This is a genomic window from Nonomuraea sp. WAC 01424 (assembly GCF_003947315.1).
Lineage (GTDB): Bacteria > Actinomycetota > Actinomycetes > Streptosporangiales > Streptosporangiaceae > Nonomuraea > Nonomuraea spiralis.
This window is the reverse complement of sequence record NZ_QHHZ01000025.1, coordinates 137,456-151,683: the sequence shown is the minus strand read 5'-3', so window position 1 is coordinate 151,683 and position 14,228 is coordinate 137,456. Positions and strand designations below refer to the sequence as shown.

Sequence of the window (14,228 nt, the reverse complement as noted above, 5' to 3'; positions counted from 1 at the left end):
CCCGGTTCAGCCCGCCGGGGGACGGGCGGGGCGGGCGAAGGGGGCGAACGGCTGCCGCAACGAGGCTTCGACGGCGGTGAACGCGTAGTCGAGCATGGCGCGTTCGTAGGCCGACTTCGCCTCGGCTAGCGGGCGGCCCTCGGCGGCGGCCGCGGCCAGGCGCGTGCTCAGGGTGTGGGCGTCGCGCAGCGCGACGTTCGCGCCCTCGCCGCGCCCCGGGCTCATGCTGTGGACGGCGTCGCCGAGCAGGGTCACCGCGGGCTCGTCCCAGGGGCGTACGCGTCTGGCCGAGTGGGTGCGGACCAGGAACGTCGCCTCGGGGTCGGCCTGCTCGACGATCCGGCTTACACCCTCGTGCCAGCCGGCGACCGTGGCGAGCGCGAGCCGGTGCAGGTCGGCGGGCGTGGTGTGCTCGGGCTGGGGGCCCGGGGCGGTCAGCGTCCAGGAGAAGTAGCCGGGGACGTCGGTCAGCTCCAGGCCGGGGGCGTGGCGGGCGGCGGCCTCGTCCACGGGGGTGAAGGGGCGGCAGGTGGCGACGGACAGGGCGGTGTGGTCGCCGGCGGTGACGCGGTTGAAGCTGTCGACCAGGTCCGGGGGTGTGGCGGCCAGCAGGGCGGGGGTGAGGTCGGTCCGGCCGTACAGGGCCCAGTCGAGCCGGTCCACGACGGCGTCGGGGAGAAGCTGGGCGCGTACGCGGGAGGCGACGCCGTCCGCGCCCGCCAGCAGGTCGCCGTCGGTCGTGGAGCCGTCGGCGAAGCGGGCGCGGACGGCCGCGCCGGGCAGCGGTTCGTAACGGGTGAACTCGGTGCCGAAGCGTACGTCGAGGCCGGACAGGAGGATCTCGCGCAGGGTGAGCCTGTTGACGCCGAGGCCGTCCACGCCGGGGAGCTGCGGCGGGATGTCCTTGGAGAACTTGGGGACCAGGCGGGTGTCCATGAAGGTCATGCGGGTGGCCGGGCGGATGGAGGTGGCCACTGCCAGGTCGTGGAGGTGTGCGGGCAGGCACGCCCGCAGCGCCGACGCGGCCGTCTCCTTGAGGCTGATGCGGTAGCCCTGGGGGCGGTGGCCGGGCGAGGGGTCGCGTTCGAACACGGTGACCTCGAAGCCGGCCTGGCGCAGGCCCTGCGCCAGGGATAACCCGCCGATGCCGCCTCCCACGACGATGATGTGAGCAGAAGTGTCCATGGGGTCGACGATAAGTGATAGCTGTCGCGACAGTAAATGCCTTTGCCAGCTATTCTGGGGGCGTGACCGACGATGGTGTACCGACGTCCCCGTTCGAGCTGGTGCTGGGCGGCGGGTCGCTGCTCGTGCAGGTGGGGCGGGAGCTCAACACCGAGACCGAACGGCGGCTGGCCCCGCTCGGGCTCACCGCGCAGCAGGCGGCGCTGCTGCTGCACGCCGCGCGCGGGCAGAGCACGCCCGGCGTGCTGAAGGGCCGGCTCGGCACGGACACGGCGGGGATGACCCGGCTGCTTGACCGGCTGGAGGCCAAGGGGCTGCTGCGGCGGGTCCGGCGGGCCGAGGACCGGCGTTCGGTGGTGATCGAGCTGACGGACGAGGGGCTGGCGCTGGTGCCCCGCCTGCCGCCGATCTTCGGCGGGGTCAGCCGCCAGGTCTTCTCGGGCTTCTCGGAGGAGGAGATCGGGCAGGTCACGGGCATGCTGCGGCGGATCATGGCCAACCTGACGGAGGGCCGCACCGCCCCGCCCACGGGGTGACCGTCCGCCCGCCGCCGCTGCGCCCCCGGCCTCCGCGGCCGGGGGCGCGGGCCTGGGTCAGAGTTTGGCGATGATCTCTTCGGCGAAGCGTTCCATGGTGGCGATCTTGAGGTCGAGGGTGTCCTCGCCGTACCGGGCCTTCTCCTCGGGGGTGGCCAGCCACCAGGGCGCGGCGAGGGTGGCGGTCACGCCCTTGGCGGCGAAGCGGCGGTAGGTCTCGGCGTCCGGCAGCACGGCCAGCGGCGCGACGATGTCGAACGGGCCCGTCCTGCCGTTCTCGTCGAGGTGGCGGCGGAGCGTGTCGAGCACCGGGTCGAGCTGCTCCTCGGTGTAGATGCGGTTGCCGAGCCAGCCGTCGCCGAAACGGGCGGCGCGGCGCAGGGCCGTCTCGCTGTCGCCGCCCACATAGACGGGTACGGGCCCGGCCGGGGTCGGGGAGATGGACAGGGGCGGCAGGCCGTCCAGGGTGACCGTCTCGCCGGACCACAGGGCGCGCAGCTCGGGCAACATCCGGTCGAGGCGGCGGCCCCGGGTGTGGAAGTCCTGGCCGGTGCCGACGAACTCCTCCTCGCACCAGCCCACCCCGACCCCGAACGTCACCCGTTCCCGCGACAGCACGGCCGCCGTGGAGACCAGCTTGGCCACGGTGAACAGGTCGCGGGCCGGGGCGATGTAGACGTTCGGCGAGAAGCGCAGCGTCGTGGTCACCGCGGCCATCGCGCCGATCGTCACCCACACGTCGGGCCAGTGCGTCTCGGCGGTCCAGCGGGGCGCGCCCGACCGCGAGTACGGGTACCGCGAGGCGAAGTCGGCGTAGAAGAGGTGGTCCGACAGCGTGAAGGTGTCGAAGCCGCAGCGTTCGGCCGCCCGCGCCAGCTCCACGTACTGGTCCGCCGGGACGAACGAGGCCCCCAGCCACATCTTCATCGGAACTCCGGGGCGACCTTGGTGGCGAACAGCTCCAGGTTGCGCTTGACCGTGTCCAGCGGGAGCACGCCCTGCTGCCCCTGCATGTACAGGCCGAACCACTCCAGGTCCGGCATCCGGTCGAGCATGCGCTGGATGCCGCGCTTGACGTCGTCGGGCGTGCCGAACAGCGCCATCTCCACGTCGTTCATGCGCTTGGCGTCGCCCTTCTCGGGGGAGATGGGCTTGTGCTTCTCGTCCTCCTTCTTGCGCAGCACCTCCAGGTAGCCGAACGGGCCGAAGAAGGCGGCGAAGTCCTTGGGGATGCTGCGTCCGAAGGTGTTGATCGCCTCCTCGGTGGTGTCCGCGATGCCGACGATCTTGAGGATGCCGGTGTGCTCGCCGAGCTTGTAGTCGCGGCCCTGCCTGGCCGACTCCTCCTGGTAGAGCTTGGCCTTGGCGGCGTGGTCGTCGGGGTTGGGGGTGAACATCCACGGCAGGATGTCCTCCTGCGCGGCCCTGATGACCGAACGGTCGGAGATCGTGAACGGCTGCCACAACTCCGGATGCGGGTTCTGGTACGGCCGCGGGCAGACGGAGACGGCCTGGATCTTCCCGTCGTCGGAGACCTCGCCGGGGGCCCCGAAGGTCTTGGTCCATTCCATCGCGGGCCAGCCCTCGATACCGTCGTAGGGGTACGGCACCTCGTAGTCCAGCACGTCGGACTTGTAGCGGAGGGTCTCCTGCGTCCAGGCCATCTTCATGATCTTCAGCACCTCGCCGAAGACGTCGAAGTTCCGGGTGTCCGAGGCCGAGCCGTCGGACCGGGCGGCGGCCGCCTGCCAGCGCTGGCCGAGGACGTTCATCCAGCGGTTCTGGTAGCCGCGGGCCACGCCCAGCCGCAGGCGTCCCTTGCTGAACTGGTCGAGCAGCGCCACGTCCTCGGCGGCCCTGATCGGGTCCCAGGCGGGCAGCACCATGCCGAGCGGGGCGAGCAGGATGCGCTCGGTCCGCGCGGCGAGGTCGGTGAGGAACATCAGCGGATTGACCGAGAACTCCATCCCCTCCGAGTGGAAGTGGTGCTCGGTCATCATCAGCGCGTCGAACCCGATCTGGTCGGCGTGGACGGCTATCTCCCGCACCTCGTGCAGCAGCCGCTGATACGACTCGGTGTCGCGTCCGATGGGACGCCGTGCCTTGGCGTTCTCCTCGGCCGCGTATCCAGAGCCTGGAATCTGCGGGTTCAGGAAGATAGAGAACTTCACCGGGAACCTCTTTCCGCGGACGTCGCCTTGCAAGCTACCCTGGAAATCTTAGCCGAGCAATCGCTTGGTTGATATGAGGAGTGCGTATGAGGCTGGGTGTCACGATGTTCGCCACGGATCTGGCCATGCCCGTCCAGGACCTCGCGGCGGCGGCCGACGAGCGCGGGTTCGACTCGCTCTACCTGCCCGAGCACACCCATATCCCGGTCAGCCGCCGCACGCCGCCCGCCGGAGGGCAGGCCGAGCTGCCCGAGGAGTACAAGCGCACGCTCGACCCGCTGGTCGCGCTCTCCTTCGCCGCCGCCGCCACCCGGCGGCTGCGCCTCGGCACCGGCATCCTGCTGGCCGCCCAGCGCGACCCGATCGTGACCGCCAAGGCCCTCGCCACCCTCGACCACCTGTCGGGCGGGCGCGTGGTGGTCGGCGTCGGATTCGGCTGGAACGTCGAGGAGATCGAGAACCACGGCGTGCCGTACGCCCTGCTGCGCGCGGTCGCCCGGCGCAACGTGCTGGCCATGCGGGCCTTCTGGCGGGACGAGGTGGCCTCCGCCGAAGGGCTCGAACCGTCCTGGTCGTGGCCCAAACCCGCGCACGACCTGCCCGTCTACCTCGGCGGCGCCGCCGGGCCCAAGCTGTTCGCCCACATCGCCGAGTACGGCGACGGCTGGCTGCCGATCGGCGGCAAGGGCGTCAAGGACGCGCTGCCCGCGCTGCGCGAGGCGTGCGAGAAGGCCGGGCGGCCGGAGGCTGCCAGGGTGATCCCGTTCGGGACGCGGCCCACCAGGGAGAAGCTGGACCACCTCGCCGGGCTCGGCGTCGAGGAGGCGGTGGCCAACCTGCCGAGCGGGCCCGCGGACGTCGTACTGCCCGTCCTCGACGAGTACGCCGCCCTTCTGGAGGCGATGCCATAATGGCGGCCTATGTCCGAGCTTCGTGCTGATGACCCGCGACGGTTGGGGGACTACCGGCTCACGCGCAGGCTCGGGCAAGGCGGCCAGGGCGTCGTCTTCCTCGGCCACTCGGCGTCCGGGGCGCAGGTCGCGGTCAAGCTGCTGCACGCGAGCCTGTCGAAGGATCCCGTCGTACGGCGCAGGTTCCTCGGCGAGGCCGAGGCGGTGCGCCGGGTCGCGGCCTTCTGCACCGCCCAGCTCCTCGACGCCGACCTCGACGGCGACCGGCCCTACCTGGTCAGCGAGTACGTCGAAGGCCCCTCGCTGGGCGAGCACGTGGTCGAGAAGGGGCCGCGGCGCGGCGGCTCGCTCGACCGGCTGGCCATCGGCACCGCCACCGCCCTGGGCGCGATCCACCGGGCGGGGGTCGTGCACCGCGACCTCAAGCCGGGCAACGTGCTGCTCAGCCTCGACGGGCCGCGGGTGATCGACTTCGGGGTGTCCCGGCTGATGGACGCCGCCGCCACGACCACCAGGTCGCCCATCGGCACCCCGGCGTACCTGTCGCCCGAACGCATCAACGGGGAGGCGGCCGGGCCGCCCGCCGACATGTGGGCGTGGGGGCTGACCGTGGCGTACACGGCCGGGGGGCGGCACGCGTACATGGCGGACACGTACCAGGAGATCCTGGCGCGGATCCTGTACGGCAGGCCCGACCTGCGCGGGTTGTCGGGGCGGTTGCGGGAGATCGTGGAGGCGTGCCTGGCCCATGATCCGCGCGACCGGCCGGACGCCGAGGCGGTGCTGCGCGCACTGCTCGGGCAGGACGCCGTCACGGGCGACCCCCTCCCCTCCGGAGCCCTCGCGGCCACCACCCCCTCCCGGCCCCCCACCACGGAACCCCTCGACACCCCGACCGTCACCTACGAGCGCGCGCCTGGAACCGCCCCGGCGGCCACCCCCGGAAAGACGCCTGGGAAGGCGTACGTGGAGACGCCCGGGAAGGCGCCCGCGACCACGCCCGCGACCACGCCGGCGGTCGGTGGGGGTCGGCGGGTGAAGGCGTGGCAGGTGGTGATCGCGGTCGCCGGGATCGCGATGGGGGTGGCCGGGTTCGTGTTCTGGTTGCGCGGCGCCCAAGGGCCGGGCCTGGACGGCACCTGGACGGGCTTCGCCGAGCACCCGTCCGCCCAGCGGGTCTTCCCGGTCGAGCTGCGCCTGCGCCCCGGCGGGTCGACCATGCGCTGGGGCGCCGACCTGCACTGTTCCGGACGGCTCACCCCCACCAGGAGCGCCGTCGTGTACGTCCTCGACCAGGTCCAGGGCAAAGCCTGCTACCCGAGTACGGTCCGGATCGTCCCCTCGGACGACCCCAACCAGATCCTCGTCAAGGTCACCCGCTCCGGCGCCGACACCGTCTCGTACACGGGCAAGGTGTCCCGGACCTCCTGACCGGCTGTGTCACGGTCAGGCGGCGATTGCGGTGCGCACGGTTGACTGAACGCGGGCCGTTGCTTTCAGTGGAGAGCAAGTAGGGGTGGCGGCGAGGGGAGGCGCCCCGTGCCAACGGCGCAGCCGCTCAGAACGGGGGACCCGCACAGACTCGGCGACTACGAGCTCGCCGGACGGCTGGGCGAGGGCGGCCAGGGCACGGTGTTCCTCGGTTCGAGGGGTGGGGAGAGGTACGCGGTCAAGCTGCTGCACGGGCCCGTCGGGGACGAACGCGGGGCGTTCCTGCGGGAGGTGGAGCTGGCCAAGCATGTGGCGCGGTTCTGCACGGCCCAGGTGATCGACGCCGGGTTCGACGAGGGCCGGCCGTACATCGTGAGCGAGTACGTCGACGGGCCCTCGTTGCACCGGGAGGTCTCGCTGACCGGGCCGCGCCACGGCGGCGCGCTGGAGCGGCTGGCGGTCGGCACCGCGACCGCGCTGGCCGCGATCCACCGGGCGGGCATCGTGCACCGGGACTTCAAGCCGCAGAACGTGTTGCTCGGCCCCGACGGGCCGCGGGTGATCGATTTCGGCCTGGCCAGGGCGCTGGACGCGGCGGCAACGGTGACGAACAGGGGGGTCGGCACTCCGGCGTACATGGCTCCCGAGCAGATCACCGCCTCGGCCGTGACCGGGGCGGCCGACGTGTTCTCCTGGGGCGCGACGATGTGCTTCGCGGCCAACGCGAGCGCGCCGTTCGGGCAGGACTCGGTGGCGCCGGTGCTGCACCGCATCCTGACCGCGCCGCCGGAGCTGGGACGGCTGGACGGGCGGCTGCGGGTGCTGGTCGCCGCCTGCCTGGACAAGGACGTCAGGAACCGGCCGACCAGCAGGGAACTGCTGTTCGCGCTGCTGGGCGACTCGAACGAGACCCCCGCCGAAGCACCGGGCCCACCACCGGATTCGGCGTACGGCCTGCCACCGGGTTCGGTGCCGGGTTCGCCGTCGGGTTCGGCGTACGGGTACGTGCCGCTGGTGCCCGGGCAGCGACCGTCCGTGCCGCTGGCCGAGCCGGAGGCGACCGGCGCGGCCGACGCCTACCGCCTGCGCTCCCGGACGGGCCGCGCCCCCGGCGGCCCCACCCCCTCCACCCCGAGCACCGCGAGCACCCCGACCAGGCCGGGCACGTCGGGTGGGGCAGGCGCACTGACCGGTCCGGGGATCGCGGCAGGGCCGGGCGCGGGCGGGATGGGGGCGTCCGGCGGGGCGAGGGGGCGGCGGGCTGGGTGGGGGCGTGCTGAGTGGGTGCGGGCGGGGTGGGTGCGGGCGGTCGTGGCGGTGTGTGCGGCACTGGCGGTGACCGGGGTCGTGCTGCTGACCGTGATCGTGCCCGCGGTCTCCGGCGGCCACCGTTCCGGCCAGGCGGCGGGGGCGTTGCCGTCCGCGCCGTCCAGGTTGTCCGCGTCGTCCGCGTTGTCCCCGTCGAGTTCGTCCCCGGTGCGCCCGGCGTCGTCCGCCTCCTCGCGGCCGGTGGGCAGGCCGTCGGAGCGGGAGCGCGTACCGACCGTCGAGCCTCCCTCGGCGCGGCCGGTGACGACGGTCGCGGTGCCGTCGCTGACGGGGCTGGACCGGGCCGACGCGGCCAAGGCCGTCAAGCGCGCCGGGCTGACGGTCGGCGTGGTCACCGAGTCCGACTCGCCGCAGGCGATCGGCCAGGTGCTCGGCAGCACACCGGCGGCCGGCACGGTGGTGGACCGGGGGAGCGCGGTCGCGTTGCGGGTGTCGGCGGGGGTGGTGGTGCCGTCCGTCGCCGGGCGGCCGCGCAAGGCCGCCGAGGCGGCGCTCGCCGCCGCCGGGCTGGAGGCCGGCGCGGTCACCCGGGCCTGCTCCGACCAGCCGGACGGCCAGGTCCTCGCCACCCGGCCCGAGGCCGGCGCCCGGGTGTCCGGCGGCGCCGCGGTGGCGCTCACCCTGGCCCGCCAGGGCGTCGAGGTGCCGTCCGTCGTGGGACTGTCCCGCGCCGACGGCAGGGCCGACCTGGTCGCGGCCGGGTTCACGGTACGGGCCCGCGCCCAGGTCGTGGACGACGACTCCAAGGCGGACACCGTACTGAGCCAGAGTCTCGCCCCGGGAACCTGCGCCGGGTCCGGCGACGTGGTCGTGATCACGGTCGGCGTGACCGGCCAGTCGGGCGGCCCCGAGGAGCCCACACAGACCCCGACCGGCCCCGCCACCGACCCCACTGCGGGGCCGTAGCCCCCGCCTGGACATCAGGGGGCCGGGTGTTCGGCGGGGAGTGGGACGGTTTCGCCGGTCAGGCGGGAGTGTTCGGCGGCCCAGGCGATGAGGTGGCTGTGCAGGCTCTCGGCGGGTGAGGAGAGGATCGGGGAGCGGTCGCCGGTCGCGACCGCGGCCAGGAACGCCGCCACCAGGCCCTCGTCGCCCCCGCCGTGCCCGCCTCCCGCCGTCCCGTCGCCCGGCGGCCGGGTGTCCAGGGTCTCGGAACGGCCGGTGACGAAGTCGTGCACGGTCAGGTGGACGCCGTCGCCGTCGATCGAGCCGCGGGTGCCGAAGATCCGGGTCTGCCGGTGCCCGGACGGGGTGAAGGCGGTCATGGTGAACGAGGCCGTCGCCCCGCCGTCGAACTCCAGGTTCACGACCTGGTGGTCGACCACGTCGTTGTCGCAGGCGTACACGCACCTGCCGTACGGGCCGGTGCGCAGGGCCTCCAGGACACCCTGTTCGGAGACGTCGTCGGTGAGCACCGACAGCGGCCAGACGTCCTGACCGGCGAGCGGCAGGTAGATGCGCGCGGCCGAGTACGGGCAGCCGGGCTCCACCGCGCAGTCGAGGCACCGGTCGGCGGCCCCGGCGGGCCGGTTCTCGGGACGGAAGTGGTGGAGGCCGCCGAAGGAGGAGACGCGGGTGACCCGCCGGCCCGTCAGGTGCACCAGCCAGTCGAGATCGTGGCACGACTTGGCCAGCAACATGAACGTGGACTCGTCGGTCCTGCGCCAGTTGCCCCGCACGTACGAGTGGGCCTGGTGCCACCAGCCGACCGGCTCCAGGTGCTGCACGCTGACGACCTCGCCGACGCGCCCCGCGTCCAGCAGCTCCTTCAGCGCCCTCGTGTACGGCGTGTACCGCAGCACGTGGCACACCGCGAACACCGCCCCGGAACGTTCGGCGGCGGCCACGATGGCCCGGCAGTCGTCCTCGGTGACCGCCATCGGCTTCTCCAGCAGGATGTGGTAGCCCAGCTCGGCCAGGCGCAGCGCGGGCTCGACGTGCTCGCGGTCCTGGGTGGCGATGACGACCGCGTCCGCCTGGCGGGGCAGGGCGGCCAGCTCCCGCCAGTCCGCGTAGCCGGTCGCGCCGGGGAAACGCGCGCGGCGGCCGTCCAGCGGGTCGGCGACCGCGACCACCTCCGCGCGGCCGGTGGCGGCGGCGTGGCGGGCGTAGGAACTCCCTCGCGAACCCGCGCCGACGACGGCGAGCGTGACCATGGGCGCCTCCAGGTGCTGACCGGTTCACGTACGTTGCCCCGACTCTACGGTGGGAAGATCCGCTTGAACGGCCCCGACTCTACGGCGGGAAGATCTGCTAGAACGCCGGCGCGGACTCCAGCATGACCGCGACGACCTGCTCCTCGGGCAGGTCCATGGTCTTGACCACGCCCCACTGCAACGCCCCGAGCAGGGCCCAGCACCTGATCCTGGCCTCGGGCCCCGGGTCCGCGCCCGCGAGCTTGGCGAAGATCTCGTCCCGGAACGTGCCGACGACCGCGCGTTCGGAGTCGGGCGGCACGGTGTCGTCGGCCGCCAGGTCCTCCATGAACAGGCGGATCACCGCGCGGTGCCGTACCGCGAAGACGACCAGGGCCTCGACAAACGCCTTCCGGTCGGGGAAGCCGGTGTCGAGCAGCGTGATCATCTCGGCGGCGGCGGGGGAGAGCAGTTCGGAGGCCAGGCGGTCCTTGGGGTGGAAGTGGTAGGCGACGGCGGTCTTGGTCAGCCCGACGGCGGCGGCGATGTCGGCCAGCGAGGTGCCCGCGTAGCCGCGCTCGGCGAACAGCTCGCGCGCGGCCGCCAGGATCCGGGAGCGGGTGTCGTCGGGTGTGGTCATCGTCTCATTTCCCACGGGATCCGGAATTTCCGTTGTTCCCCGTTTTATCGTAGTCCTGTACGACCGTACAGGACGGCCGTCGGGCAGGGGCGAGGACGATGACGCGGTTTCTTGGACTGCTGGGTGGCTGGTGCGCGCGGCACGGGCGGATCGTACTGGCGTTATGGGTGGTCCTGGCCGCCGGCCTGATGGGCGGCAGTCTGGCGCTCGGCCGTCCGGTCAGCAACGACGCCTCCATCCCGGGCACCGACGCGCAGCGCGCGCACGACCTCATGAAGGAGGGCTTCGGCCCCGGCTACGCCACCGGCGGAACCGTGCAGCTGCTCCTGTACTCCCCGGACGGCAAGCTCACCGAGGAGCCGCGCAAGCAGGCCGTCGAGCGCTCGGTCGCCGCGATGCGCACGATGCCGCACGTCGTGCAGGTGGACACGCCCTTCCGCAAGGGCGGCATCGCCTCGAACCTGCAGATCGGCGTGATCACCGTCAAGATGCAGGGCAACGACCCCGACAAGGCGGCCGACACCACGCAGGCTTTGGCCGACGCCGCGGCCCCCGCCAGGGACGCCGGGCTGGAAGTGGTGGCCGCCGACGACTCCAACCCGGCCAGCAAGGAGATCAAGACCGGGCCGAGCGAGGTCATCGGGGTGATCTGCGCGCTGCTCGTGCTGGTCTTCGCGTTCGGGACGCTGGTGGCCGCGATGGTGCCGATCTTCGCCGCGCTGGTCAGCGTCGCGACCGGGCTCGGCGTGATCGGCCTGCTCGGGTACGTCGTGGACATGCCCAAGCAGGCCGGGATCATGTCCACGATGATCGGGCTCGGCGTCGGCATCGACTACGCGCTGTTCCTGTTGTCGCGGCACCGCAAGCTGCTGGCCGACGGGGTGCCGGTGGTGGAGTCCGTACGCCGGACGGTGGCCAGCTCGGGCGGGGCCGTCGTGTTCGCCGGCGGCACGGTGATCATCGCGTTGAGCGCGCTGATGCTGGCCGGGTTCCCGCTGCTGAGCACGCTCGGCTGGGTGACCGGCATCTCCGTCGTCTTCGCCGTGCTCACTTCGGTCACGCTCGTGCCCGCCCTGCTCGGGTTGCTCGGCCATCGCGTCAACGCGCTCAGGATCCCGCTGGTGCGCGGGCGTTCGTCCACCCGGGGCGGGGGCTCCGGCTGGGCCGGACTCGGCGCGTGGGTGGCCCGCAGGCCGTGGCGGGTGCTGATCGGCAGCGTCCTCGTGCTCGCCGCGCTGGCCGCGCCCGCGCTCGCGCTGAAGCTGGGGCCGCTGGACGAGGGGTACGCGGCCAAGGACTCGCCGGGGCGGCGGGCGTACGAGCTGATGGCCACGGCCTTCGGGCCCGGCAGCAACGGCCCGCTGATCGTGGTCGCCGAGCTGCCGGAGAAGGTGTCCGGCGCCGGGGACGCGACCGTGAAGCGGATCGCGGACGAGGTCGCCGGCATCGACGGGGTCGCCCACGTGTCCGACCCGAAGGTCAACTCCTCCGGCCGCTCGGTCCTGCTCCAGACGATCAGCGACTACGCCCCGAGCGACCCGCAGGCGGCCGAGGTGGTCAGGCGGGTCAGGGACGTCTCGATCCCGGGCGTCCAGGTGCACGTCGGCGGCAAGGTGGCCGGCATGACCGACGCCGGCGACCGCATGGCGGAACGCACCCCGCTGGTCATCGGCGTGGTCGTGCTGCTGAGCGCCCTGCTCCTGCTGCTCGCCTTCCGCGCGCCCGTCGTCGCGGTCAAGGCCGCGGTGATGAACCTGGTGTCCCTGGGGGCCGCGTTCGGCGCGCTGGCGCTGGTGTTCTCGATCGGCCTCGGCAGCGGCCTGGTCGGCATGGACGCCCCGGCGGACTCCTCCTACCTCCAGACACTGTTCTTCTCGGTGCCGATCGAGAGTTACGTGCCGCTGATGTTGTTCGCGGTGTTGTTCGGCCTGTCGATGGACTACGAGGTGTTCCTGCTGACCGCGGTGCGGCAGGCCCACGTCCGGCACGGCGACAACAGCCGGGCGGTGGCCGAAGGGCTCGGCTCGACCGGGCGGGTCATCACCTCGGCCGCTCTGATCATGGTCGCGGTGTTCGTGGCGTTCATCGCCTATCCGGACGCGATGGTCAAGACGTTCGGCGTGGGGCTGGCCGTGGCCATCGCGGTGGACGCGACCGTCATCCGCGGGTTCCTCGTACCGGCCACGATGGTGTTGCTCGGGCGGGCCAACTGGTGGTGCCCGCGCTGGCTGGACCGCCTGCTGCCGAACCTGTCGGTCGAGGGGCACGAGGAGGAGGACCCGGCTCCCCAGGCAGGGCGCGCGCAGGAGCCGGTGGGCGCCGGCCGCTAGTGAGCCGGCCCCGTGACGCGGTCGCCGCAGGGTCAGTCGGGGTCGTCGACGTGGCAGGCCGGGACCCAGCCGACGACCCCGGTGGCCGCGTCGGTGCCGTGGTGCCACAGGGTGCTGTCGTACAGGTCGTCGCACTGGTACCGCTCGTGTTCCTCCGAGTAGTCGGAGTCGAAGCCGTCGCCGGGGCGGCCCACACCCACCTGGGCCGCGCCGCCCTTGGGCTCGCTCCAGATCGCCACCTCCGGGCTGCGGAAGTCGTAGCGGTAGCGGGCCTCGGCGGGGCCGGCGCCGCCCATGGTCAGGGCCGCGAGCAGGCCGGCCGCGACGGCTCCCCGCGCGAGGGTGCGCTCACTGTGGGCTTTCACCCGCTCACAGTACGCGCTCAGGCGAGCCCGTGCCCGGAGCGCCGCCAGCCGATCAGTCCGCCGTCCAGCGGGCGGGCGTCGAAGCCGCGTTCGCGCAGCAGGCGTACGGCCTCGGGCGAGACCACGCAGTACGGCCCGCCGCAGTAGGCCACGATCCGGGCGTCGGCCGGCAACTCGTCCAGGTGGTGCTCCAGCTCCTCCAGGGGCACCGAGACCGCGCCCGGCACGTGCCCCTTCGCGTACGCGGACGACGCCCGTACGTCGATGATCACCGTGTCGGGATCGGCGAGCCTTTCGGCCAGCTCGTCCGCCGTGACGCCGGCCAGGTCGCCCAGCCGCTCCTGTACGGCCCCGCGCAGGTCGGACAGCCGGTCGTGGGCGAAGTGCTGGAGGGTGCCCAGGAAACGCGAGACCTGCTCGTCGGCCAGCCGGTAGCGAACCCGCGTGCCGTCCCTGCTGCTGGTGACCAGGTGGGCCGCGCGCAGGTGCTGGAGCTGGGCCGAGGTGTTCTTGAGCGGTACGCCCGCCGCCTCGGCCAGCTCCTCGACCGTACGCTCGCTCTGGTCGAGCACGTCGAGCAGCCGCAGCCGCACCGGGTTGGACAGTGCCTTGCCGATGCGGGCCAGGTGCCGGTAGATCGGCTCCTCCGGGAACTCCGGCATCAGGCCGGGTACTGGTCGTGGCGCAGCCAGAGCTCGGTCCACTCCTCGGGGCTGAGCTCCCGGCCGGTGACGGCGCGGCCGGCCAGCTCCTCGAAGTACGCCTCGCGCGGCGCGCCGGGCGTGAAGAGGATCAACATCGAGGCCGGTTCGCCCGACTCGTTGCGGAAGGCGTGGATGCCGCCCTCCGGCAGGTGCAGGAAGTCGCCCGGCCGGCCGTCGGTCCACTTGATCCCGTCGTAGAGGCGCACGGTGCCCGACAACACGTAGAACGACTCGGTGATCGTGCGGTGGAAGTGCGGGGCCGGGCCGCTGGGGCGCGGGCCCATCTCCCACCGGTACAGGCCGAAGGCGCCGTTCGTCGAGCCGCCCGTGCCCAGGTAGTGGACGTTGGTGCCGCTCTTCATCGCCAGGTCGGGGGCGGCGTCGGCCAGGCGCAGGGTGCCGTTGGTCGTGCCGGATTCGGCCAGGTAGCGCTGCTCGGGGTAGGACATGGGGGATTCCTCCAATATTCCAAAGAAAGTTAGAATATAGGA

Annotated in this window: 13 protein-coding genes; 5 read left to right on the top strand and 8 right to left on the bottom strand. The window is 72.8% G+C overall.

Annotation, left to right across the window (positions count from 1 at the left end; all coding sequences use genetic code 11):
- Positions 1-6: 6 nt before the first annotated feature.
- Positions 7-1,185, bottom strand: coding sequence for an NAD(P)/FAD-dependent oxidoreductase (locus DMB42_RS47965; RefSeq protein ID WP_125647326.1), 1,179 nt, complete (start codon positions 1,183-1,185; stop codon positions 7-9).
- A 62-nt stretch (positions 1,186-1,247) separates the two neighbouring features.
- Between DMB42_RS47965 and DMB42_RS47960 the strand changes: the two genes are divergently transcribed.
- A complete protein-coding gene (locus DMB42_RS47960; RefSeq protein ID WP_185845251.1) occupies positions 1,248-1,721 on the top strand; it encodes a MarR family winged helix-turn-helix transcriptional regulator in 474 nt (157 codons plus the stop codon).
- Between the two features lie 57 nt (positions 1,722-1,778).
- Here DMB42_RS47960 and DMB42_RS47955 read toward each other — a convergent pair whose 3' ends face one another.
- Positions 1,779-2,648: a TIGR03619 family F420-dependent LLM class oxidoreductase gene (locus DMB42_RS47955; protein WP_125647321.1), complete on the bottom strand. Its 870-nt coding sequence runs from the start codon at positions 2,646-2,648 to the stop codon at positions 1,779-1,781.
- Positions 2,645-3,892 (bottom strand): LLM class flavin-dependent oxidoreductase, encoded by a 1,248-nt coding sequence (locus DMB42_RS47950; protein WP_125647318.1) that lies wholly within the window; start codon positions 3,890-3,892, stop codon positions 2,645-2,647. The genes DMB42_RS47955 and DMB42_RS47950 overlap by 4 nt, the downstream gene beginning before the upstream one ends.
- Before the next feature lie 86 nt (positions 3,893-3,978).
- Here DMB42_RS47950 and DMB42_RS47945 point away from each other — a divergent pair, with 86 nt between their 5' ends.
- From DMB42_RS47945 to DMB42_RS53865, 3 genes are all read left to right on the top strand, one after another.
- Positions 3,979-4,803 (top strand): TIGR03619 family F420-dependent LLM class oxidoreductase, encoded by an 825-nt coding sequence (locus tag DMB42_RS47945; RefSeq protein ID WP_125647314.1) that lies wholly within the window; start codon positions 3,979-3,981, stop codon positions 4,801-4,803.
- Between the two features lie 9 nt (positions 4,804-4,812).
- Entirely contained in the window at positions 4,813-6,234 is a 1,422-nt protein-coding gene (locus DMB42_RS47940) for a serine/threonine-protein kinase (RefSeq protein ID WP_125647310.1), read from the top strand.
- Between the two features lie 108 nt (positions 6,235-6,342).
- Positions 6,343-8,469 carry a serine/threonine-protein kinase gene (locus DMB42_RS53865; RefSeq protein WP_185845250.1) on the top strand — a complete coding sequence of 709 codons (2,127 nt, stop codon included), beginning with the start codon at positions 6,343-6,345 and terminating at the stop codon, positions 8,467-8,469.
- A gap of 14 nt (positions 8,470-8,483) precedes the next feature.
- Here DMB42_RS53865 and DMB42_RS47925 read toward each other — a convergent pair whose 3' ends face one another.
- Together DMB42_RS47925 and DMB42_RS47920 are read right to left on the bottom strand one after the other, a co-directional pair.
- Positions 8,484-9,719, bottom strand: a complete 1,236-nt coding sequence (locus tag DMB42_RS47925; protein ID WP_125647303.1) for a Gfo/Idh/MocA family protein — start codon at positions 9,717-9,719, stop codon at positions 8,484-8,486.
- 97 nt (positions 9,720-9,816) lie between these two features.
- Positions 9,817-10,338: a TetR/AcrR family transcriptional regulator gene (locus DMB42_RS47920; RefSeq protein WP_125647300.1), complete on the bottom strand. Its 522-nt coding sequence runs from the start codon at positions 10,336-10,338 to the stop codon at positions 9,817-9,819.
- Positions 10,339-10,436: 98 nt separating this feature from the next.
- Here DMB42_RS47920 and DMB42_RS47915 point away from each other — a divergent pair, with 98 nt between their 5' ends.
- Positions 10,437-12,668, top strand: a complete 2,232-nt coding sequence (locus tag DMB42_RS47915) for an MMPL family transporter (RefSeq protein ID WP_125647297.1) — start codon at positions 10,437-10,439, stop codon at positions 12,666-12,668.
- A gap of 32 nt (positions 12,669-12,700) precedes the next feature.
- Here DMB42_RS47915 and DMB42_RS47910 read toward each other — a convergent pair whose 3' ends face one another.
- From DMB42_RS47910 to DMB42_RS47900, 3 genes are read right to left on the bottom strand one after another with little or no spacing between them, the layout of a single operon-like run.
- Entirely contained in the window at positions 12,701-13,033 is a 333-nt protein-coding gene (locus DMB42_RS47910; RefSeq protein ID WP_125647294.1) for a hypothetical protein, read from the bottom strand.
- Positions 13,034-13,050: 17 nt separating this feature from the next.
- Positions 13,051-13,695: a metalloregulator ArsR/SmtB family transcription factor gene (locus DMB42_RS47905; protein ID WP_125647291.1), complete on the bottom strand. Its 645-nt coding sequence runs from the start codon at positions 13,693-13,695 to the stop codon at positions 13,051-13,053.
- A complete protein-coding gene (locus tag DMB42_RS47900; RefSeq protein ID WP_125647288.1) occupies positions 13,695-14,186 on the bottom strand; it encodes a cupin domain-containing protein in 492 nt (163 codons plus the stop codon). Before DMB42_RS47900 ends, DMB42_RS47905 begins: the two co-directional genes overlap by 1 nt.
- Between the last annotated feature and the right edge of the window lie 42 nt (positions 14,187-14,228).